General features: G+C 61.5%; 19 protein-coding genes. 13 read left to right on the top strand and 6 right to left on the bottom strand.

All coding sequences use genetic code 11. From position 1 onward, the window contains the following. Positions 1-5: 5 nt before the first annotated feature. The 5 genes from phoR to glcC form a co-directional block, all read right to left on the bottom strand. Positions 6-1,307, bottom strand: coding sequence for a phosphate regulon sensor histidine kinase PhoR (gene phoR, locus PIN01S_RS02525; protein ID WP_084333542.1), 1,302 nt, complete (start codon positions 1,305-1,307; stop codon positions 6-8). Positions 1,308-1,343: 36 nt separating this feature from the next. Next, on the bottom strand, positions 1,344-2,033 hold the full coding sequence (gene phoB / locus PIN01S_RS02520; RefSeq protein WP_084333540.1) for a phosphate regulon transcriptional regulator PhoB: 690 nt from the start codon (positions 2,031-2,033) through the stop codon (positions 1,344-1,346). A gap of 158 nt (positions 2,034-2,191) precedes the next feature. After that, the gene (gene ubiA / locus PIN01S_RS02515; protein WP_084333538.1) at positions 2,192-3,082 is read right to left on the bottom strand and encodes a 4-hydroxybenzoate octaprenyltransferase; all 891 of its coding nucleotides are present in this window, start codon (positions 3,080-3,082) and stop codon (positions 2,192-2,194) included. A gap of 186 nt (positions 3,083-3,268) precedes the next feature. After that, positions 3,269-3,820, bottom strand: a complete 552-nt coding sequence (locus tag PIN01S_RS02510; protein WP_084333536.1) for a chorismate--pyruvate lyase family protein — start codon at positions 3,818-3,820, stop codon at positions 3,269-3,271. 109 nt (positions 3,821-3,929) lie between these two features. Then, positions 3,930-4,706, bottom strand: a complete 777-nt coding sequence (gene glcC / locus PIN01S_RS02505) for a transcriptional regulator GlcC (protein ID WP_084333534.1) — start codon at positions 4,704-4,706, stop codon at positions 3,930-3,932. A gap of 246 nt (positions 4,707-4,952) precedes the next feature. Here glcC and glcD point away from each other — a divergent pair, with 246 nt between their 5' ends. The 7 genes from glcD (at position 4,953) to PIN01S_RS02470 (ending at position 13,747) form a co-directional block, all read left to right on the top strand. Then, the gene (gene glcD, locus PIN01S_RS02500) at positions 4,953-6,452 is read left to right on the top strand and encodes a glycolate oxidase subunit GlcD (protein WP_084333533.1); all 1,500 of its coding nucleotides are present in this window, start codon (positions 4,953-4,955) and stop codon (positions 6,450-6,452) included. Then, positions 6,452-7,531 carry a glycolate oxidase subunit GlcE gene (gene glcE / locus PIN01S_RS02495; RefSeq protein ID WP_084333531.1) on the top strand — a complete coding sequence of 360 codons (1,080 nt, stop codon included), beginning with the start codon at positions 6,452-6,454 and terminating at the stop codon, positions 7,529-7,531. Before glcD ends, glcE begins: the two co-directional genes overlap by 1 nt. Continuing rightward, entirely contained in the window at positions 7,512-8,729 is a 1,218-nt protein-coding gene (gene glcF, locus PIN01S_RS02490; RefSeq protein ID WP_084333529.1) for a glycolate oxidase subunit GlcF, read from the top strand. The genes glcE and glcF overlap by 20 nt, the downstream gene beginning before the upstream one ends. 74 nt (positions 8,730-8,803) lie before the next feature. Continuing rightward, positions 8,804-9,202 (top strand): heme-binding protein, encoded by a 399-nt coding sequence (locus PIN01S_RS02485; RefSeq protein ID WP_084333527.1) that lies wholly within the window; start codon positions 8,804-8,806, stop codon positions 9,200-9,202. A 39-nt stretch (positions 9,203-9,241) separates the two neighbouring features. Next, positions 9,242-11,419 (top strand): malate synthase G, encoded by a 2,178-nt coding sequence (locus PIN01S_RS02480; RefSeq protein ID WP_084333525.1) that lies wholly within the window; start codon positions 9,242-9,244, stop codon positions 11,417-11,419. Between the two features lie 187 nt (positions 11,420-11,606). Further along, complete coding sequence (locus tag PIN01S_RS02475; protein ID WP_084333523.1) at positions 11,607-13,310, top strand: L-lactate permease; 1,704 nt, start codon at positions 11,607-11,609, stop codon at positions 13,308-13,310. A gap of 269 nt (positions 13,311-13,579) precedes the next feature. Further along, positions 13,580-13,747 (top strand): rubredoxin, encoded by a 168-nt coding sequence (locus PIN01S_RS02470; RefSeq protein ID WP_084333521.1) that lies wholly within the window; start codon positions 13,580-13,582, stop codon positions 13,745-13,747. A gap of 164 nt (positions 13,748-13,911) precedes the next feature. Here PIN01S_RS02470 and PIN01S_RS02465 read toward each other — a convergent pair whose 3' ends face one another. Beyond that, a complete protein-coding gene (locus PIN01S_RS02465; protein ID WP_084333519.1) occupies positions 13,912-14,289 on the bottom strand; it encodes a hypothetical protein in 378 nt (125 codons plus the stop codon). Positions 14,290-14,628: 339 nt separating this feature from the next. Here PIN01S_RS02465 and PIN01S_RS02460 point away from each other — a divergent pair, with 339 nt between their 5' ends. The 6 genes from PIN01S_RS02460 (at position 14,629) to PIN01S_RS26185 (ending at position 22,187) form a co-directional block, all read left to right on the top strand. After that, complete coding sequence (locus tag PIN01S_RS02460; RefSeq protein WP_084333517.1) at positions 14,629-14,796, top strand: rubredoxin; 168 nt, start codon at positions 14,629-14,631, stop codon at positions 14,794-14,796. 78 nt (positions 14,797-14,874) lie between these two features. Beyond that, on the top strand, positions 14,875-16,032 hold the full coding sequence (locus tag PIN01S_RS02455) for an NAD(P)/FAD-dependent oxidoreductase (RefSeq protein ID WP_170837169.1): 1,158 nt from the start codon (positions 14,875-14,877) through the stop codon (positions 16,030-16,032). Positions 16,033-16,222: 190 nt separating this feature from the next. Continuing rightward, a complete protein-coding gene (locus PIN01S_RS02450; protein ID WP_084333514.1) occupies positions 16,223-16,495 on the top strand; it encodes an HU family DNA-binding protein in 273 nt (90 codons plus the stop codon). A 211-nt stretch (positions 16,496-16,706) separates the two neighbouring features. Continuing rightward, positions 16,707-17,924 carry a tyrosine-type recombinase/integrase gene (locus PIN01S_RS02445; RefSeq protein ID WP_126896125.1) on the top strand — a complete coding sequence of 406 codons (1,218 nt, stop codon included), beginning with the start codon at positions 16,707-16,709 and terminating at the stop codon, positions 17,922-17,924. Beyond that, positions 17,925-19,529: a site-specific integrase gene (locus PIN01S_RS02440; protein ID WP_084333510.1), complete on the top strand. Its 1,605-nt coding sequence runs from the start codon at positions 17,925-17,927 to the stop codon at positions 19,527-19,529. Then, positions 19,530-22,187, top strand: coding sequence for a hypothetical protein (locus tag PIN01S_RS26185; RefSeq protein ID WP_090257069.1), 2,658 nt, complete (start codon positions 19,530-19,532; stop codon positions 22,185-22,187). It begins immediately after the preceding gene. Positions 22,188-22,189 lie beyond the last annotated feature (2 nt).

Raw genomic sequence — 22,189 nt, 5'->3', positions numbered from 1 at the left:
GCCGGTCAGCGCTTGACCACCTGTTGTGCCGGGAAGTGGCAGGTGAAGATGCTGCCTTTGCCGAGCGTGCTGCTGATGTCCAGGCGCGCGCGGTGGCGGATCAGTACGTGCTTGACGATGGCCAGTCCCAGCCCGGTACCGCCGGTGTTGCTGGCGCGGCTGGAGTCGACCCGGTAGAAGCGCTCGGTCAGGCGCGGCAGGTGCTTGGCTTCGATGCCGATGCCGGAATCCTGCACGGCGAGGTGCGCGCCCTGGTCGTCGCCCCACCAGCGGATGCGGATCTCGCCTTCGCTCGGGGTGTACTTCACCGCATTGAACACCAGGTTGGAGAAGGCGCTACGCAGCTCCGTCTCGCTGCCCTTGAGACGCAGGTGCGGGTCGGCCTCCAGGGTGATGCGGTGGTTGCGCTCGCCGGACAGGGCCTGGGCATCGTTCTTGATGGAGAGCAGCAGCAGGTCGACGGCCACCGGCTGGCTGTCCGACGGATAATCCGTGGCCTCCAGCTTGGCCAGCAGGAGCAGGTCGTTGAGCAGGTTCTGCATGCGTCCGGCCTGCTGCTGCATCTGCTGCAACGCGCGCAGCCAGCGCGGATTCACGTCCTCGACATTGTCCACCAGAGTTTCCAGGTAGCCGGCGATCACCGTCAGCGGCGTGCGCAGCTCATGGGAGACGTTGGCGACGAAGTCCTTGCGCATCTGCTCCAGCTGGTACAGCCGGGTGACGTCGCGGACTAGCATCAAATGCTCGCGGTTGCCGTAGCGGGTGATGAGGAATTGCAGGCGCAGGCGGTCGCTGATCGGCGAGGGCAGGTCCAGCGGCTCGCGGTAGTTGCCCTGCTCGAAGTATTCCTTGAAGCGCGGATGGCGGACCAGGTTGGTGATCGGCTGGCCGCTGTCCTGCGGCGTCTTCAACCCGAGCAGGGTTTCCGCCGCGCGGTTCCACCACTCCAGGTTGCCGTCGCTGTCGAGCATGATCACCGCGTCGCGCAGGGCCGCGGTGGATTCCTGTACGCGGTCGATCACCGCCTGCAGGCGCCCGCGGACCTTCTGGTCGCGGCGTTGCAGGTGGTAGATGCTATCGAACACCTCGCCCCACAGGCCGTAGCCGTCCGGCGGTGGCTCGTCGGGTTTGTGTTCCTGCAGCCATTTGTGCAAACGCAGGAGTTGCGTCAGCGTCCAGCCAAGATAGGCGCCGAGGCCGATCACCAGCGCCCAGGCGTATTGCCCCGTGATCAGGCCGAGCAGCAGGCAGCCGCCCAACAGAAGCAGCAGGCGGCGCACCACGGCGCCGCGCCAGTTTTGATTCACCTATCGCGTCCTTGTCGACGGCCCGGTGGGGCGGTCTCAGCTTTTGGTGGAGAAACGATAGCCGGTGCCGCGCACCGTCTGCACCAGGTTCTCGTAGGCATCGCCGAGCGCCTTGCGCAGGCGGCGGATGTGCACATCCACCGTGCGCTCCTCGACGTAGACGTTGCCGCCCCAGACTTGGTCGAGCAACTGACCGCGGGTATAGGCGCGTTCCTGGTGGGTCATGAAAAACTGCAACAGGCGGTATTCCGTGGGCCCCATTTCGGCCGGCTTGCCGTCGATGGTGACCCGGTGGCTGATGGGGTCGAGCAACAGGCCGCCGACCTCGATCGGCGCCTCGGTATCGCTGGGGCCGGCGCGGCGCAGCACGGCCTTCAGGCGGGCGACCAGTTCGCGCGGCGAGAAGGGCTTGGTGATGTAGTCATCGGCGCCGACTTCCAGGCCCTGGATCTTGTTGTCCTCTTCGCCCTTGGCGGTGAGCATGATGATCGGGATGCCGGCGGTCAGTTCGTCGCGTTTCAGGCGGCGTGCCAGTTCGATGCCGGAGGTGCCGGGCAGCATCCAGTCGAGCAGGATCAGATCGGGCTTGCGGTCGACGATCACGGCGTGGGCCTGCTGGGTGTTCTCCGCTTCCAGGCACTCGTAGCCGGCCATTTCCAGGGCCACCGCGATCATTTCGCGGATCGGGGCTTCGTCGTCAACGATGAGGATGTTCTTGCCAACCATGCTAGAGCCTCGGGTCGTTTTCTCTGTTGCGCCGCATTAGATAACGGAATTATTGCAGCGATGTGACAAGTGGGCTGCAAGCGGTGGCGGAAAGCCCGGCGGTAGACACGGCGCGTCGGAAAGCGGAACGGCTTGGCAAACGACGCGCCGGGCGGGGCTCAACGCAGCGCGTAGTCCAGTACCAGGCCGACGAAGATCGCCAGCCCGGCCCAGTGGTTGTGCAGGAAGGCGGCGAAGCACTTCTGCGGATCGTGGTCGCGGGTGCTGCGGTATTCCCAGGCGAAGCAGGCCACGGCGACCAGCAGGCCGGCATGGAACCAGATGCCCAGCTCGAAGCGGCTGCCGGCCAGCAGCAGGCAGAACAGCGCCATGCCCTGGAGGGTGGCGATGATCAGGCGGTCGGCCTCGCCGAACAGGATGGCGGTGGACTTCACCCCGATCTTCAGATCGTCCTCGCGGTCGGCCATGGCGTAATAGGTGTCGTAGGCCACCGTCCACAGCAGGTTGGCGATGTACAACAGCCAGGCTTCGGCCGGCAGGCTGCCGGTCTCGGCGGTGAAGGCCATCGGCATGCCCCAGGAAAAGGCCGCGCCCAGCACCACCTGCGGATAGAAGGTGTAGCGCTTCATGAACGGATAGGTCGCGGCCAGGGCCAGGCCGCCGAACGACAGCCAGATGGTGGCCGCATTGGTGAACAGCACCAGTACGAAGCTCAGTGTCACCAGCACGGCGAACAGGATCAGCGCCTCGCGCGGGCGGACCTTGCCGCTGGCCAGGGGGCGGGCCTTGGTGCGGTTGACGTGGCCGTCGAAGTTGCGGTCGGCGTAGTCGTTGATCACGCAGCCGGCGGCGCGCATCAGGATCACGCCGAAGACGAAGATGAACAGGTTCTTCGCGCTCGGCACACCCTCGGCCGCCACCCACAACGCCCACAGGGTCGGCCACAGCAACAGGTAGATGCCGATCGGCTTGTCCAGGCGCGTCAGTTGGATGAAGTCCCAGGCGCGGGGATGCAGGCGATTGAGCTGTTGCAGCAGGTTCAGGTACATGCGGCTTCTCCGGGCGGACTGCGGCGGATTATACGTGGCCCGGACGGCAGGGGAGCGGTGTGTGCGATGCCGATCACGCTTTTCGTAGGAGCCAGCTCTGCTGGCGATGCTTTTGCGTAGCTTATTTCGCGAGCAGAGCTCGCTCCTACAACAGTGGTGTGGGCGAATTCAACCGCTCACGAAGGCTCAGGCGTCGAGCTCGGCCTTGTGCCAGAGCGCCGGCAGGAAGACTTCCGCCACCAGCACACCCAGCTCGCCCCGGCGGAAGCAGGAGCGTCGGCCCCACAGGCGTTCCGCGCGGACCTCGGCGGGCAACCAGGCGGCGGGATAGCGGGTGACTTCGATGGGACCGCGAACGAAAGCACGGTCGCTGAACAGCAGCTCGCCCAGGGAGCGGCTGCCCAGCTCGCCGAGCGCGAGCCCCGAACCTTCCAGGGCACTGCGGGCGGCCACGCTGCGGGCGAACACCCAGGCGTCACCGTAACCGCGCAGGTAGACCTCGCGTACCCAGCCCTGGCTGCCGGCGGGCACGTCGAGGGCGGTGCACTCGTCGGCACGCAACACCTGCCAGCCCTGCACCAGCGGCTCGACGGCAAAGGTGCCTTGGGACAGGGCGGTCAGGCGGCGGGTCAGCGACCCCTGATCGAACAACCAGTCGCGCACACCGGCGCAAGGCGCGGGATGCAACTGTGCGGCGGTCAGCCAGCGGGGGGGATGGGCAAGGGCGGCGTCAGGCACGGCGGGACAAGGCCAAATAAAGAGCCGGGAGTTTAAGGCAGCCTCAAGCGGCAAGCTACAAGCTTCAAGGCTTCTCTTGCCGCTTACCGCTTGAAGCGTGCCGCTGCCTTTATGTCCAACCTTCCAGCCGCATGGTGGCGCGCACCAGGCGCTGCTCCTCCTGCTCGATCTCCTTGAGGTTGTCGCGAATGCTGTGGATATGTTCGCGGGCGGCGCGCTGGGCCTGTTCCGGCAGGCGTTCGATCACCGCGTGATAGAGGCGCGCATGCTGGCGGTCGATCTGCTTCATCCGGGGTGGGCGGTGGTAGAGGTTGTTCACCGAGGCGAACACCGTGCTCAGCATCAGGTCGGTCAAGGATTGCAGGGTGTGTACCAGCACCGGGTTGTGCGAAGCCTCGCAGATCGCCAGGTGGAAGGCATGGTCGAGGCGGGCATGCTCGTGCGGATCGTGGCTGTGCGGCTCGGCGTGGGCGGCGAGCATTTCCTCGTAGCGGCGGGTGAGCAGGATGAAATCCGCGTCGGTGCCGCGTAACGCCGCCAGACGCGCCGATTCACCCTCCAGTAGCGCGCGGACTTCCAGCAGGTCGTAGAGGGTGCGCGGCTGCGAGCTGAACAAGTGCATCAGGGGGCTGGCGTCGCTCGGTTGGGTCAGGCGGGCAACGAAGGAGCCGCGCCCCTGGGCCGTCTCGACGATGCCGCGCCCGCGCAGCACGCGCAGGCCCTCACGCAGTGCCGAACGCGAGATGCCCAGCTTCTCGCACAAACGCCGTTCCGAGGGCAGCGCCTGGCCGACCTTGAGCACGCCGTCGAGGATCAGTCGCTCGATGCGCTCGGCCACCACATCGGCGAGTTGGCGGCGTTGTTCCGGTGTCGTTTCCAAGGGCATGAGGGGCTTCTCCTGCAACTGGTAGGACCAGTTCGAAAGCGGTTCGCGAGACGCCACTTTACCCCGCTCAATACCCAATGCCATGTGGCTTTCGTCGGAACGGCGGAAAACGCGACCCGAAAGAACTGGTCGGACCAGTGCGCCGCGTCGTGGACGGAGTGACCGGTGCGGACTAATCATGCCGGCCATCCCGTGCCATGCGGCTGTCGTGGCGCGCACAACAACAACGATCCGAGCGAGCCTGCCATGAGCATCCTGTACGACGAGCGCGTCGACGGCGCGCTGCCCAAGGTCGACAAGGCGGTGCTGCTTGCCGAACTGCAGCAGCATCTGCCCGACCTGGAAATCCTGCACCGCCGGGAAGACCTCAAGCCCTACGAGTGCGACGGCCTGTCCGCCTACCGCACGACTCCCATGCTGGTGCTGCTGCCGCGTCATGTGGAAGAGGTGGAGGCGATTCTCAAGCTCTGCCACCGGCGCAAGGTCCCGGTGGTTGCCCGTGGCGCAGGCACTGGCCTGTCCGGCGGGGCGCTGCCGCTGGAGCAGGGCGTGCTGCTGGTGATGGCGCGCTTCAACCGGATTCTCGACGTGAACCCGGAGGCCCGCCTCGCGCGGGTCCAGCCCGGCGTGCGTAACCTGGCGATCTCCCAGGCCGCCGCGCCCCATGGCCTTTATTACGCTCCCGACCCGTCCTCGCAGATCGCCTGCTCCATCGGCGGCAACGTGGCGGAGAACGCCGGGGGCGTGCATTGCCTGAAATACGGCCTGACCGTGCACAACCTGCTCAGCGTGGAAATCGTCACCGTCGAGGGCGAGCGCCTGACCCTCGGCTCCGATGCCCTGGACAGCCCCGGCTTCGACCTGCTGGCGCTGTTCACCGGTTCCGAAGGCATGCTCGGCGTGGTCACCGAGGTCACCGTCAAGCTGCTGCCCAAGCCGCAGGTGGCGAAGGTGCTGCTGGCCAGCTTCGATTCGGTGGAAAAGGCTGGCCGCGCGGTGGGCGATATCATCGCCGCTGGCATCATCCCCGGCGGCCTGGAGATGATGGACAACCTGGCGATCCGCGCCGCCGAGGACTTCATCCATGCCGGCTACCCGGTGGAGGCCGAAGCCATCCTGCTCTGCGAGCTGGACGGCGTGGAGGCCGACGTCCACGACGATTGCGAGCGGGTGCGCCAGGTCTTGGAAGCGGCCGGCGCCACCGAGGTGCGGCTGGCCCGCGACGAGGCCGAGCGGGTGCGCTTCTGGGCCGGACGCAAGAACGCCTTCCCGGCAGTGGGGCGCATCTCCCCGGACTACTACTGCATGGACGGCACCATCCCGCGCCGCGAGCTGCCCGGCGTGCTGCGCGGCATCGCCGAGCTGTCCGCCGAGTACGGCCTGCGCGTGGCCAACGTGTTCCACGCCGGCGACGGCAACATGCACCCGCTGATCCTCTTCGATGCCAACCAGCCCGGCGAACTGGAACGCGCCGAGGCCCTCGGCGGCAAGATCCTCGAACTCTGCGTGAAGGTGGGCGGCAGCATCACCGGCGAGCACGGCGTCGGCCGCGAGAAGATCAACCAGATGTGCGCCCAGTTCAACGCCGACGAGCTGACCACCTTCCACGCGGTGAAGGCGGCCTTCGACGCCACCGGCCTGCTCAACCCCGGCAAGAACATCCCGACCCTGCACCGCTGCGCCGAATTCGGCGCCATGCACGTCCACCACGGCCAGTTGCCGTTCCCCGACCTGGAGCGTTTCTGATGACTGCCCAAGACACCAGTGAAGCCCTGCTGGAACAGGTCAACCGCGCCCTGGCCACGCGCACGCCGCTGCGCATTCGCGGTGGCGACAGCAAGGCTTTCCTCGGTCTCGAGACGGCCGGCGAGACACTCGACCTGCGCGCCCACCGGGGCATCGTCACCTACGACCCCACCGAGCTGGTGATCACCGTCCGCGCCGGTACGCCCCTGGCCGAGCTGGAAGCGGCGCTGGACGCCCAGGGCCAGTTGCTCGGCTGCGAGCCGCCGCACTTCGGGGACGCCACGGTGGGCGGGATGGTCGCTGCCGGGCTGTCCGGCCCGCGCCGGCCCTGGTACGGCGCAGTGCGCGATTTCGTTCTCGGCACCCGGCTCATCACTGGCCAGGGCAAGCATCTGCGCTTCGGTGGCGAAGTGATGAAGAACGTCGCCGGCTACGACTTGTCGCGGCTGATGGCCGGCAGCTTCGGCTGCCTCGGCGTGATCACCGAAGTCTCCCTCAAGGTGCTGCCCAAGCCGCGCCGCCGCCTGAGCCTGCGCCTGGAGCTGGACGTCGAGCGCGCCCTGCTCAAGCTGGCCGAGTGGGGCCAGCAGCCGATCCCGATCACCGCCGCCAGCCATGACGGCCAGGCACTGCACCTGCGCTTGGAAGGCGGCGAAGGCTCGGTGGCCGCCGCCCGCGAACGCCTGGGCGGCGAGGACCTGGACGACAGCTACTGGCACGACCTGCGCGAGCAGCGCCTGGACTTCTTCCGCGGCCCGCGCCCGTTGTGGCGGCTGTCGCTGCCCAACCACACGCCGGCGCTGACGCTGCCCGGTACGCAATTGATCGACTGGGGCGGCGCCCAGCGCTGGCTGAAGTCCGAGGCCGAGGCTGACGTCATCCGCGCCATCGTCGCCGAGGTCGGCGGCCATGCCAGTTGCTTCACTCCCGGCCGGGCCGCCAGCCCGCTCCACCCCCTTTCGCCGACGCTGCTGCGTTATCACCGCCAGCTCAAGGCACAACTCGACCCGCTGGGAATCTTCAACCCCGGGCGGATGTACGCGGGTCTGAGGTCGAGTCATGCAAACCAACCTGAGTGAACACGCCAAGCGACTGCCGCGCGCCGACGAGGCCGAGCGCATCCTGCGCAGTTGCGTGCATTGCGGCTTCTGCAATGCCACCTGCCCGACCTACCAGGTGCTGGGCGACGAGCTGGACGGCCCACGCGGGCGCATCTACCTGATCAAGCAGGCGCTGGAAGGCGGCGATATCAGCGAGAGCACCCAGGCGCACCTGGACCGCTGTCTCACCTGCCGCAACTGCGAGACCACCTGCCCCTCCGGCGTGCAGTACCACAACCTGCTGGACATCGGCCGCGCCTACGTCGAAGCGCGCGTGCCCCGGTCGCTGGGCGAACGGGTCCTGCGCGAGGGGCTGCGCCGGATCGTGCCGAATCCGACCCTGTTCACGACGTTGTTACGCACCGGCCAAGCGTTTCGCCCGCTGTTGCCGGAAGCACTCAAGGCCAAGCTGCCGCGTGCGGTGAAGTCGGCGCGGTCGAGGCCGCAGACGGACCATCCGCGCCGCGTGCTGATGCTGGAAGGCTGCGTGCAGCCGGGTCTGTCACCGAACACCAACGCCGCCACCGCCCGCGTGCTCGACCGTCTCGGCATCGCCGTCACGCCGGCACGGGAAGCCGGCTGCTGCGGGGCGGTGGACTATCACCTGAATGCCCAGGACGCCGGCCTCGAACGGGCGCGGCGCAACATCGACGCTTGGTGGCCGGCCATCGAAGCCGGTGCCGAAGCCATCGTGCAGACCGCCAGCGGCTGCGGTGCCTTCGTCAAGGATTACGGCCACCTGCTCGCCAGCGACCCGGCCTATGCGGCCAAGGCGGCGCGGGTCAGCGCCCTGGCCAAGGACCTGGTGGAAGTGTTGCGCGCCGAGCCGTTGGAGCGCCTCGGCGCGCACGGCGACCTGCGCCTGGCCTTCCACTGCCCCTGCACCCTGCAGCATGCCCAGAAGCTGGGCGGTGCGGTGGAGGACGTGCTGCGCCGCCTCGGCTTCCACCTGACCGAGGTACCCGATGCGCACCTCTGCTGCGGTTCGGCCGGCACCTACTCGATCACCCAGCCCGAGCTGTCGCGGCAGTTGCGCGACAACAAGCTCAACGCCCTGGAAAGCGGCCACCCGGACGTGATCGCCACCGCCAACATCGGCTGCCAGACCCACCTCGACGGCGCGGGCCGGACGCCGGTGCGGCACTGGATCGAGCTGGTGGACGAGGCGATGGGATGAGCCAACGTATCGCCAATCCCGAAAGCATGTCGGCAACGAACCCCGGCAGATCGAACGATGAAGAAGGAGACCGCATGTACAGCAAAGCCGTCCTGACCCAGCAGGAAGTCAGCCGAATCCTCGCCGCCGCGCGGGCCGAGGCCGAGCGCAACCAGTGGGCCGTGGCCATCGCCGTGGTCGATGACGGCGGCCATCCGCTGGCCCTGGAGCGCCTCGACGGCTGCGCGCCGATCGGTGCCTACATCGCCACCGAGAAGGCGCGCACCGCCGCCCTCGGCCGGCGCGAATCGAAAGGCTACGAAGAGATGGTCAACGGCGGGCGCAGCGCCTTTCTCTCCGCGCCGCTGCTGACCTCGCTGGAAGGCGGCGTGCCGATCAGGGTCGACGGCCAGGTGATCGGCGCGGTCGGCGTTTCCGGTGTCAAAGCCGAACAGGACGCCCAGGTGGCGAAAGCGGGAACGGCGGTGCTCTGACCGCCTCTTCGCCGACCTTCACCTTACCGGAGAGCTGAAATGACCGAACGCTTGCAACGCCACCGCCTGCACATCGCCGCCAACCTGCTGCGCTTCATCGAGGATGAAGCCCTGCCGGGTTCCGGCCTGGACCCGGAGAACTTCTGGCAGGGCTTCGACGCCCTGGTCCACGACCTGGCGCCGAAGAACCGTCAATTGCTGCTGGAGCGCGACCGCCTGCAGGCCGAGCTGGATACCTGGCATCGCGAACATCCGGGGCCGATCGCCGACATGCCGGCCTATCGTGCCTTCCTCGAATCCATCGGCTACTTGCTGCCAACGCCCGCTTCGGTGCAGGTCCGCACCGCCAACGTCGACCGCGAGATCACCGAACAGGCCGGGCCGCAGCTGGTGGTGCCGGTGATGAACGCGCGCTACGCGTTGAACGCCGCCAACGCCCGCTGGGGCTCGCTGTACGACGCGCTCTATGGCACCGACGCCATCGGCGAAGAGGGCGGTGCGCAGAAAGGGCCGGGCTACAACGAAGTACGCGGCGCCAAGGTGATCGCCTTCGCCCGTGCCTTCCTCGACCAGGCTGCACCCCTGGCCGATGGCAGCCATGCCGATGCCACGGCTTACACGGTGGTGGACGGACGCCTGCAGGTCGCCCTGAACAACGGCAGCCGCACCGGCCTCGCCCAGCCGGAGAAGTTCGTCGGCCACCAGGGCGATGCCGCCCAGCCCGTGGCCGTGCTGCTGAAGAACAACGGCCTGCACATCGAGATCCAGATCGACCCGGCCAGCCCCATCGGCCGGACCGACGCCGCCGGCGTGAAGGATCTGCTGCTGGAGTCTGCGCTGACCACCATCATGGACTGCGAAGACTCGGTGGCCGCCGTCGATGCCGAGGACAAGGTGCTGGTCTACCGCAACTGGCTGGGCCTGATGCGCGGCGATCTGGTGGGAGAGCTGGACAAGGGCGGTCGACGCATCACCCGCCGGCTCAACCCGGACCGCACCTACACCGGTGCCGACGGCGCGCCGCTGACTCTGCATGGCCGCTCGCTGCTGTTCGTGCGCAACGTCGGCCACCTGATGACCAACCCGGCGATCCGCGACGGCGACGGCCGGGAAATCCCCGAAGGCATCCTCGATGGCGTGCTGACCAGCCTGATCGCCCTGCATGACCTGCAACGCCGCGGCAACTCGCGCACCGGCAGTGTCTATATCGTCAAGCCGAAGATGCACGGTCCCGCCGAAGTGGCCTTCGCCGACGAACTGTTCGGCCGCGTCGAAGACCTGCTCGGCCTGCCGCGCCACACCCTGAAGATGGGCATCATGGACGAGGAACGGCGCACCAGCATCAACCTCCAGGCGTGCATCGCCGCCGCTTCGGCGCGGGTGGTGTTCATCAACACCGGTTTCCTCGACCGCACCGGCGACGAGATGCACAGCGCCATGGAAGCCGGTCCGATGCTGCGCAAGGGCGACATGAAGAACAGCGCCTGGATCCAGGCCTACGAGCGCAACAACGTGTTGGTCGGGTTGGCCTGCGGGCTGCGCGGCAAGGCGCAGATCGGCAAGGGTATGTGGGCCATGCCGGACCTGATGGCGGCCATGCTCGAACAGAAGATCGCCCACCCCCGCGCGGGCGCTAACACCGCCTGGGTACCGTCGCCCACCGCCGCTACCCTGCATGCCCTGCATTACCACCAGGTCGATGTGCAGGCGGCCCAGCGTGAGCTGGAGGCCGTCGATCCGGCCGCCGAGCGCGACGCGCTGCTCAAGGGCCTGCTCAGTGTGCCGGTGGTGGCCCAGCGGCACTGGAGCCCGCAGGAAATCCAGGAAGAGCTGGACAACAACTGCCAGGGCATCCTCGGCTACGTGGTGCGCTGGGTCGAACAGGGCGTCGGCTGCTCCAAGGTACCGGACATCCACAACATCGGCCTGATGGAAGACCGCGCCACCCTGCGCATCTCCAGCCAGCACATCGCCAACTGGCTGCACCACGGCGTGGTCAGCGAGGCGGCGGTGCGCGAAACCCTGGAGCGCATGGCCAAGGTGGTCGACCGGCAGAACGAAGGCGATCCGGCCTACCGCCCGATGGCCGCGGACTATGCCGGTTCTGCCGCGTTCCAGGCGGCCTGCGACCTGATCTTCAAGGGCCGCGAACAGCCCAGCGGCTACACCGAGCCGCTGCTGCACCAGTGGCGGCAACGCTTCAAGGCCCGGGGGTGAAGGCAACGGTTAGATAGATCGCGCCCCGCTCACGCAAGTGTTCCGGGGCTTTCGAGCATTGGCGCCGGCGTGGGTCGATCCCCGCACCGGCGCTTCTGGAGCGGCCGGTGACCGCCGGTGCGTTCCCGTGCGTGGCACCGGGGCATCCCCGGGGAAAGTGGTTCACAACAACAACAAGGGACCCAACATGAATCAGACGCTGCTCTCTCTCCTGGCCTTCTCGCCACTGGTGCTGGCCGGCGTGCTGCTGGTCGGCTTCCGCTGGCCGGCCAAGTACGCGATGCCGGTGGTCTTCCTGCTCACCGCGGCCATCGGCCTGTTCGCCTGGGACATGTCGCTGACCCGGGTGATCGCCTCCAGCCTGCAAGGGTTGATCCTCACGGCGGCGATCCTCTGGATCATCTTCGGCGCGATCCTGCTGCTCAACACCCTCAAGCATTCCGGCGGCATCAGTGCGATCCGGCGCGGCTTCTCCGGCATCAGCCCGGACCGCCGGGTGCAGGCGCTGATCGTCGCCTGGCTGTTCGGCTGCTTCATCGAAGGCGCTTCCGGCTTCGGCACCCCGGCGGCGGTGGCCGCGCCGCTGATGGTGGCGCTGGGCTTCCCGGCCCTGGCGGCCGTGGTGGTGGGCATGATGGTGCAGTCCACCCCGGTATCCTTCGGTGCGGTGGGCACACCGATCCTGGTGGGCGTCGGCGCCGGCCTGGACAAGACCGGCCTCAGCGCCCAGCTGATCAGCGTCGGCAGCGACTGGGACACTTTCTTCCAGCTCATCACCTCGCGGGTGGCGATCACCCATGGCCTGTGCGGCATCCTCATGCCGCTGGTGATGGTCATGGTGATGGTGCGCTTCTTCGGCAAGAACCAATCGTGGAAGGAGGGCCTGGCCATCGCGCCCTTCGCGATCTTCACCGGCGTCAGCTTCGTCGTGCCCTACATGGCGGCGGGCGTGTTCCTCGGCCCGGAATTCCCCTCCATGATCGGTGCCCTGGTCGGCCTGGCCATCGTGGTGCCGGCGGCCAAGGCCGGCTTCCTGCTGCCCCGCGAACAGTGGGATTTCGCCGACCCGAAGGACTGGCCGGCGGAGTGGATGGGCAGCATCCAGATGAAGCTCGACGAAGTGGCCGGCAAGGCACCGATTTCCGTGCCCATGGCCTGGGCACCGTACCTCATCCTGGCGCTGCTGCTGGTGATCACCCGCGCTTTCCCCGAGGTCAAGGCGACGCTGATGGCATTCAGCTTCGGCTGGAAGGACATCCTCGGCGAGATCGGTATCTCCGGCACGCTGGAGCCGATCTACCTGCCCGGCGGCATCCTCTGCATCGTCGTGCTGCTGACCTACTTCCTGCATCGCATGCGCTTCGCCGAACTCCGGGCGGCGGTCAGCGAATCCAGCCGCACCCTGCTCGGCGCGGGCTTCGTGCTGATCTTCACCATCCCCATGGTGCGCATCCTGATCAACTCGGGGGTGAACGGCGCCGACCTGGTGTCGATGCCGGTGGCCATGGCCAAGCTGGTGGCGGACAGCGTGGGCGCGGTCTATCCGTTCTTCGCCCCATCGGTGGGTGCCCTCGGGGCCTTCATCGCCGGCTCCAACACGGTGTCCAACCTGATGCTCGCGCAGTTCCAGTTCAACACCGCGACGCTGCTCAGCGTCTCCGGCGCCATGCTGGTGGCGGCGCAATCGGTGGGCGCGGCGGCGGGCAACATGATCGCCATCCACAATGTGGTCGCAGCCTCGGCCACCGTGGGCATGCTCGGTAGAGAGGGCATCACCCTGCGCAAGACCATTCTGCCGACCCTCTACTACCTGATCCTCGCCGGCAGCCTGACCATGCTGGCGCTGTATGGTCTGGGGATCAGCGACCCATTGGTGGCGGCGAACCCCTGAGAACCTGTTTACGATCTGCTGCGCGTCGGCCCTGCTGCGTTAAAAACCGACTCGGACTGCTCATTTACAGCTCGTAAAGTCGAATGCGACCCCAGCGCGTCCTCGTCGGTTTTTGCCTTGCATGGCTCTAGCTCGCGAGATCGTAAACAGGTTCTGAGAGTCCGCCAGTCTTTGGTTGGCCGGCTTCCGCCGGACGGCGGCTTGGCGAGCGCGGGCGAATTGGTATAGGTTGCCCGCGCAAGCCCGTTGGGGATTCACCGAGGTTAGTTATGAAGAAGTGGCAATGTGTGGTCTGCGGCCTGATCTACGACGAGAGCCTGGGCTGGCCCGACGAGGGCATCCAGGCCGGAACGCGCTGGGAAGACGTGCCGGAAGAATGGCTGTGCCCGGACTGCGGCGTGGGCAAGGCCGATTTCGAAATGATCGAAATCGCCTGATACGGCGATGGATTGCGAAACGGCGGCCGATGGCCGCCGTTTTTGTTTCTTCAGTAGGAGCGAGCTCTGCTCGCGATTGGGGGCCGCGCAAAAGCTTCGCCAGCAGAGCTGGCTCCTACGAAAAGCCATCCCTCGTTGGAATGGAAATCAGGCGTTTGGGCCGCTCAATCCGTCGGTTCGATGGCCTCGAACAGGGCGTACACCTGGTCGAAGTAGCGCTCCAGGCGGCGGGACAGGATCGGGGTGAGGGTTACGTGGCGGACGCGTTTGTCGTCCTCGGTGCCGCTCTCGTCCAGCAGGCCGACGTCGATCATTTCCTGCACGTATTTCACGGCGGTGCGCCGGCTGATGCCGGGCATGAAGGGGTAGAGATCGGTCTTGCGCAAGGATTCGCTGCGGCGCAGCCACATGTTGACCAGCAGGTCGCTGTAGCAGGAATCGCCGATGCCGAGTTCGCCGAACAGGGCTACCCAGTGTTCATCCATGCTGACGATCGCCTCGGCGATGGCGCGGCGGGTGTTCTGACTCTGTCGAAGGGGCATGCGGGCCTCGCTATGACTGCTCGGGAAATACGCGCTGCAGCGAGCCGGTCGGCAGCCCTGGCAGGGTGCGGAAACGCCGCCCTGGTGGCAGTCACCCCGGTGACAGGTCACCGGCCGTTGCACCGCTCCCACCGCCATCCGGGCGGCTAGAGTGCCTTGGAGTGTAAGTGATCCCCGGCGTTCCGTGGGCAGGGCGAAGGCGTGGCGGTTGCGATTCGTTCACATTTCCGGATATCCGCGCGGACCCGTACCTCCGTCGGGCCTGCAGGCCCATGCCTTGGCGATAATGGCGGATTTGGGGTAGGGTCAGGCGATCGCTGCAAAGAGGCATATGTACCTATGCGCAAATGGCAATGCGTGGTGTGCGGCTTCATCTACGACGAGGCCGAAGGCCTGCCGGAAGAGGGCATCGCGCCCGGTACCCGCTGGGAAGACATCCCGCCGGATTGGGTCTGCCCGGATTGCGGGGTGGGCAAGATCGACTTCGAGATGATCGAGATTTCCTGAAAGGCCACCGGCCTGACTCATTTCCTTGACCGCGACGGCCCCTGGCCGTCGCGCCGTTTCGCAGAACAACAAACAGGAGTGGATATGCGTGCACCCGTCGTGATCGTCGGTACCGGCCTGGCCGGCTACAACCTGGCCAAGGAGTTCCGCAAGCTGGACAGCGATACGCCCCTGCTGCTGATCAGCGCCGACGATGGCCGCTCCTACTCCAAGCCGATGCTGTCCACCGGCTTCGGCAAGAACAAGGATGCCGACGGCCTGACCATGGCCGAACCCGGCGCCATGGCCGAGCAGTTGAACGCCGAAATCCGCACCCATACCCGCATCACCGGGATCGATCCGGGGCACAAGCGCATCTGGATCGGCGAGGAGGCGGTGCCCTACCGCGACCTGGTGCTGGCCTGGGGAGCCGAGACCATCCGCGTGCCGGTGGCCGGCGAGGCCCTGGATGCGATCTACCCGATCAACGATCTCGAGGACTACGCCCGGTTCCGTGCCGCGGCCACGGGCAAGCGGCGCGTGCTGTTGCTTGGTGCCGGCCTGATCGGCTGCGAATACGCCAACGACCTCAGCGTCGCCGGTTATCAGGTGGAACTGGTGGCACCCTGCGAGCAGGTGATGCCGGCGCTGTTGCACCCGGCCGCCGCCGCGGCGGTCCAGGCCGGGCTGGAAAGCCTCGGCGCGCGCTTCCACCTCGGTCCGACCCTGGCCAGCCTGAATCGCCTGGACGACGGCAGCCTGGATGCGCACCTGTCCGACGGCACCCGCATCGCCTGCGATCTGGTGCTCTCCGCCGTCGGCCTGCGCCCGCGCATCGAGCTGGCGGCGGCCGCCGGCCTGGCGGTCAACCGTGGGGTGATGGTGGACCGTTATCTGCGCACGTCCCACGAGAACATCCATGCCCTCGGCGACTGCGCCGAGGTGGATGGCCTCAACCTGCTCTACGTGATGCCGCTGATGACCTGCGCCCGCGCCCTGGCGCAGACCCTGGCCGGCAACCCGACGGCGGTGAGCTACGGGCCGATGCCGGTAACGGTGAAAACGCCGGTCTGCCCGCTGGTGGTATCGCCGCCGCCACGCGGCATGGAAGGGGAGTGGACGGTGGAGGGCTCCGGCGCCGACCTCAAGGTACTCTGCCGGGATGCCGAGGGGCGTCTGCTTGGCTATGCGCTGACCGGTACGGCGGTGCAGGAAAAACTGGCGCTGAATAAGGAGCTTCCGCCACTGTTGGCGTAAATGTCTCCTGTTCTGTCGGTTGAGTCATCATTTTGGCCTTACAAACTGTCTGACAAGACTGGCGCAGGTGCCAGCGGCGTGCCATCCTCCCTCAGTCTGCCGCGGCGCAGAGCCGTCGCGGTATCTAGGGCGCTGTTCGGGGCAGAACAGCACGGCAACAACAACAACAAAACCGTAAAAAGAGGCATTTATGCGTAAACCGGAACTCGCCGCCGCTATCGCCGAGAAGGCCGATTTGACCAAGGATCAAGCCAACCGCGTTCTCAACGCCGTTCTCGAAGAAATCACCAGCGCGCTGAACCGCAAGGACAGCGTGACCCTGGTCGGCTTCGGAACCTTCGTGCAGCGTCATCGTGGCGCCCGCACCGGCAAGAACCCGCAAACCGGTCAGCCGGTCAAGATCAAGGCCAGCAACACCGTGGCTTTCAAGCCGGGGAAGTCGCTGAAAGAAGCGGTAAATTAAACGTAGATCGTTTCATTTTCTGTGGATAAGTTCTGGAAGGCCCCGTAAATCGGGGCTTTCTGCTTTCTGGCTAAATCAAAAATCATGAAACAGTGTTTCATTTTTCTATCAAAAGGAAAAGTGATCGTATTGAAAAGGGCGCGTTTCATTATTGACGCTCTCTCGGCCGGGTTATAGGCTGCCGCGCTCGCAAAAAAGCACGGTGTTTCATTTGAAGGATTCAGTCTATTCGCTCACAACCGTCGTATTCGAAAAGTTGGGCGGCCTTAAACTCAAGTTAGTAACTGCAGATAACCAAGTTGATGCATTTGCAGGCGCATATGCCTTGCAGCGATTCGATAATGGTTCGAAGCCAAACACAATAAGAATTGATCAGAGCGCCATTCTGATCCTTTATCGGTTCTGCGAAACTCAGAAAATAGATTTAATACAGCGCATTGCTGGTCTTAGCCCTCTTACAATTGGGGAGATCGAGTCCCTCTCATCTTACTGCGGCTTAGCACAACAGACGGGCGAGCGAGTAGATCCCAATTGGTACAGTGCACGCATGCGTTGCGCAAAAAAATTCATAGACTACCTATGGTTGTTCTATGAGGGCCGGTGCGCCCGAAACCTAGAGCAACTGAAAATTGCTAAGCGCTTGTATGAGCGGATGGCTGCGGGTTTCAAGTTGTATATGAAGGCGCCCTATAGAGGCGACAGGAAAGACAAGATTGGCCTTACTCCAGAACTCCAAGCGAAATTCATCGCCATTATTGATCCGAGCGACAACAATGGATTGAACCCCTGGAAGACTTATAAGGTCAGATGGAGGAACTATATCCTCCTACTTCTTTTGATGTTAGGCGGAAATCGCAAGGGTGAAACCTTGCTATTGAAACTAAATGACTTTCAATTGACCGGGCGTCGAAAATATTTCGACATCTTCAAAAGTAGGGACGTTGTTGATTATCCCCGGGCAGAGTCTCCCTCCGTCAAGACACTCGGTAGGCAAGTGGAATTGCATGATAAATTCGCTGCGCTGGTCGAGCATTACATTGTGAATGTCAGAAAAGAATTTATCGGTTGGCAGTCAACAAGCTATTTGTTCTTGTCATATCGAGATGGGCGACCTCTTTCAGTGCAAACACCAAATTCAATTCTTAATGAACTAATTCAGCAGCACCCAGAGTTTTCTGGCCTGTTAAGTCCGCATCGTTTGCGAAATACTTTTCATGATCTTTTGAATTGCGCGCTGGATAAGAAGTTTAAGAATTCGAGTGGTCTAAGTCGTAAAGTGATGAAGGCTCCCATCCAAGAGGCAGCAGGAGGTTGGGCTAGAAATAGTGATATGCCTGAGCATTATGCGAAAGGATCAATACAATCAAAAGTTTCTGAGTTACAAATCTTGCTTCAACAGGAAGCTCTTCAGCAGCTGGCGGTCAATTAAATGGAATCCACCCAGAGTCAACTATCGCTGACCGCCCCCGGTGAACTGCAAGGTTTATGGAATGACGCCACATTCATCAAAAGTCGTCTGGGATATGACATTGAGTTGTTTGATGATCATGGCTTCTTTCGTCAAGTAATAAAACTGCCGGATGATACCAGTGATTTCGTGTACCTCAAGTCCCAGTATCTTAATCTAATGGATTTTGAATTGAGGGAGATTGCTGCGAGTTATCTTCGCTATATCATTGAGCGATATCACGCTTCAACTGTGCGACTGAAGTTTAAGTTTCTTGAGGTGTTTGCCCGTGAAATGTCAAAGGGCATACACATCAATCAGTTCTTGGATAGCCTTCCTGTCCAAGAGGGTAGAGATAAGGCCGAGCATATTACTGCGTGCAAGGAATTTTTGAGGTTTGTATTGCTTCATGGCTATGAAGGTCTAGCGCTTGAGGTATATGAGGACTTTCAAAAACTACGCAACTATGCGTCTAAGCAAAATACCTACCTAGCTCTCTTTGTGATGGACGAAGATAGAGGTCCGTTTACCAGAGAGGAAGTATCCGTGCTATCGGCCCAGGTGGACAGGCAATCACTTCCGCTGGGTTTTCGTTTGGTCTTGGATCTGTGTTTATGTTTTGGTCTGAGGCCGATCCAAATTTCTCTGTTGAGACGAAAGGATTTTATTAGGGACAAAAAGTCGGGCATTTGGTATCTAAATGTCCCACGCGTGAAGCAAAAATCACGTGATAGGCGAACCCAATTTAGCTCACGAATACTCACAGAAAGAACAACAAAACTTATCCAGGCTTACATAGATTCAGCCCCAACTCTGGATGGAGTCGACCCGGCAGAGCTTCCAATTTTCATGACGTCCAAGCCTGTGGACCTCGAAAGAGATGGAAACTCCTTAGGTAGCCACTATTGGGATGATGTAGAACGGTTGTCAAGCGACTACTTTTCGGATCAATCGAAACGGGCTGTGCTGTATCACAAGTCAATCTGTAGAATAAATTATATGCTGTGGGGAAATGAGCATAGGCTCCCATTTTCTCCTCGTACCGGTAAGCGATTCAATTTATGTGCATACAGGTTTCGCTATACCGTGGGTACGCAAGCAGTAATGTCGGGCTGTACACCAGAAGAGCTGGCCGATTTACTTGATCATAACGATACGAATAGTATTAAGCACTACTTCAGATTCACTCACGAGATGTGGGAGATTCTAGAGAATGCCACACTGAGTCGCGTTGAGCAGAAGCAATTCACAGCGGCTTGGATGAGAGAGGGTGACCTCGAAGGCAATATCTATAGCCAGGTCTGTGAGCCAATAAACTTTAATGTAATTGGGAAGTGTGCATCTCGCTCAATCTGTTTCGAAGAGCCGGCTGTGGCTTGCTATTCATGCGATAGGTTTTGCCCAAACGAGAACACTGCAGCTCATGAAAGTGCGCTGGAAGGTTTGGTTGCCCGGAAGAGTCATCTGCTGACGGTGAGTACTGCTAATGTCGTTTCGGTTATTGATCAGGCGATAGCCGGCTGTCGCGCTGCAATCGCCTACTCCGAAGGGCATGACGTTGTGCTGATTAATGTCAAGGAAATCTGAATGCAAAATATAGCGGTTAAGGACATTTTGCATGAAGAACTACGATTAAAGCTGAAGGGACTTGCTCTGATCGCGGAGAAGCGCTTTACCAAGCTTAGTTGCTTTAAGGGGGAGTGCTGGGGGGATTCAGTTTGGCTTTATAAAGGCCGGCATAAAATATATTTGCTAGCTCGTGGCGAGCTCAATTCTGAGTTAATTCTACTAAATAAGGTATTTCTGGTTTCATATCTTTGGGATAGAAGATCTGAAAGCAAGCAGATCACTGCTGGGCGCGTCACTGACCTGGCTTCAGCGCTTAAGTACATGGTTGCGCAGGGTGCTGTCAATCTTCAAGGCCTGAGTCAGTCGTCCTACATGAAAACGTTTGGCTTTCTTCGGTCGCATTACAAGTCGCCGGCCGGGGTATGTCGCTCGTTAAATATATTTATTAAGTTTCTCTTTGAGTCTTCCTTAATAGTTCAAAACTTTGATCTTATAGGTACGAAAGATCTTCAGGAAAAGGATCAGTATGGGCGTGTCGCGCTTGAGCGTAAATTGCCACTTCCTGAGTTAGTGAAAGCAATCATCTCTTTGAAATGGGCAGTACAGGAGCAATGGGATGGTAGCTTTCGAGCACAAATGGATATGCTTGCGGTTTTGACTCAGGCATTTCAGTATGGTTTGGGTTTAAGGATCGGAGAAGTTCTGCGGTTACCTAAGAACTGCCTGATTTCAATGAACGGTGAGATGTATTGCCGGGTGTGGACGGAAAAAGGATCTGAGCCAGTGGCTAGGTACGTACCGACCATCTGGAGAGCCGCATTGCGCGATGCAGTGGACAGGATTGATGCCATTTGCGAGCCCTTCAGAAAGCGGGCTATGAGCATTGAGGATGGATCTTTTGCAGGAAACTTAGATGATCGCTTCTTGGCAAGGATAGAGACCATCGGGCTTAGAGTTGCGTCAGCCCTGGATCGTCTTTCTCAAGCTGTGGAGTCTAATGTTTCCGCAGCCGAAAGCCGATTGCGTGTTCTGAAGCATCTACCTGATAACGAACTCATAGAGCTTAAGAAGCTCGGTGAATACTTGCCTTTCGCGTCCACAGGTTCTGACGCTCAAACACTCCTTAAATTCTACGTTAACAATGGCTTCAATGTAGTTTCTAAACCCCTCGGAAAAGTAAAGCGTGCCCACTATGTGCGGGGGCGTGATGTCAAGGATCGTATAGCCCGCTTGGTCGAGCTTAGGCGTAGCGTGCTATTTTATGATGAGTTCTTTGAGATACTCCATGAACGCAAGCCTGAAAATAGTCGCTCAAAAGATACCTGCGCGCTTGATGGGAGGCTAAAGTTTAAGAACATGCCTTCGGTGGAGGCTTTTGCGTTCACGGGCGAATCTTGCCCGTATGGCAGAAGAGTCGTCTATCTAAGTTATGCCGACGCAGTGGCGGCGATGCGCACTATTGTTGGCGGCGGTTATGATGCCGAAACTCATATTCCGGTAAATGATGCTGAGGAGCTCTATCCCGAGTTATTTAACCGGAAAACTATGACTTCCATTGCCGCAGGGAGCTCAAGCAGTTATTACTCGTTTCTACGGATTTCCGAAGGTCGGCAACATTTCTACAAGCCTTCGGCTGTCAGTTCGGGTCTAAAATACCGTGCCGTATCTGGTTTTTTAATTGAACAGGCTAGTATTAAGGATGCAGTCGTAAGTGCTTTCGTTTCGGTCAACACTAAAGTTAGCTCTGAGCTGATCCAGGAGATTCGAGACGAGCTTTTGGCTGAAGGAATAGAGATCAGCTCGGCCGCGCTTGGCATCAACCAGAGAGTATCTGACTATTTGTTCGTTGTGCCGAGCAATCTTGGGGGTGTATATAACGAGCATATCCCATGTGTTCTTGGTTACTTTTCTGTCCTGTATGCAATAAAGCCAGCTAGGGAGGGGCAGTCAGCATTCATTCGCTACGGTGTTAGTGCTGATAAAGAGATTTTAAAGACGTTCCAGACTCATAAGGGGCGACATTGGCAAACGAATTCACTTTTCCGGGCGGGCTTGGCTGCAAGCATTGTGAATAAGTGGATGGGAAGGACTGATGGCCAAGGCGACCACTACGACCATCAGACGGCAAAAGAGCGCGCCACGAAAGTTAGTGAATTGATGCTGTCTGAGCAGTCCCGTTTTATTGGAGATTTGGCAAATAAGGTAAAGAATTGGTCTGAAAATAATGTCCCCGCTGAGGATGTGCAGCATTTTTTGAATGCTATGCTGCAAACCGTACATTACGGTCCGCTCGGACATTGTTTTCGTGATCTAAATTTGAGGCCTTGTGAATTTCATCTTAAGTGTCTAACTGGTAATTCTGGCAAGGGATGCAGGGAGTTTGTTGTGGATCTTTCTGATCCAGTTCAAGTCAAGCAGATTGAATCAGAGCGAAGTCGGGCAGAAATCGAACTTGCAAGGCTTTTCGAAGTATTGAATAGACCGGATGTGCCAGTTGAGTCTGTTGAAATGCATATCGAACATCAAATGACAGTTTACAGGAACGCATCCTATATATTGGATCGCTCCGAGATTGTGCTTACTGACGGCCAGGTTGAGCAGAGTAAGGACTACCAGCCCTTTAGGCTTGAGGGCTCGATTCCAAATGATTGCGTGTTTCAGTGTGGAGCGGCTTGATT

It is taken from the genome of Pseudomonas indica NBRC 103045 (assembly GCF_002091635.1).
Taxonomy (GTDB): Bacteria; Pseudomonadota; Gammaproteobacteria; order Pseudomonadales; family Pseudomonadaceae; genus Pseudomonas_M; species Pseudomonas_M indica.
Note: the sequence above shows the minus strand (reverse complement) of the source record. Positions and strands in the feature narration are given on the sequence as shown.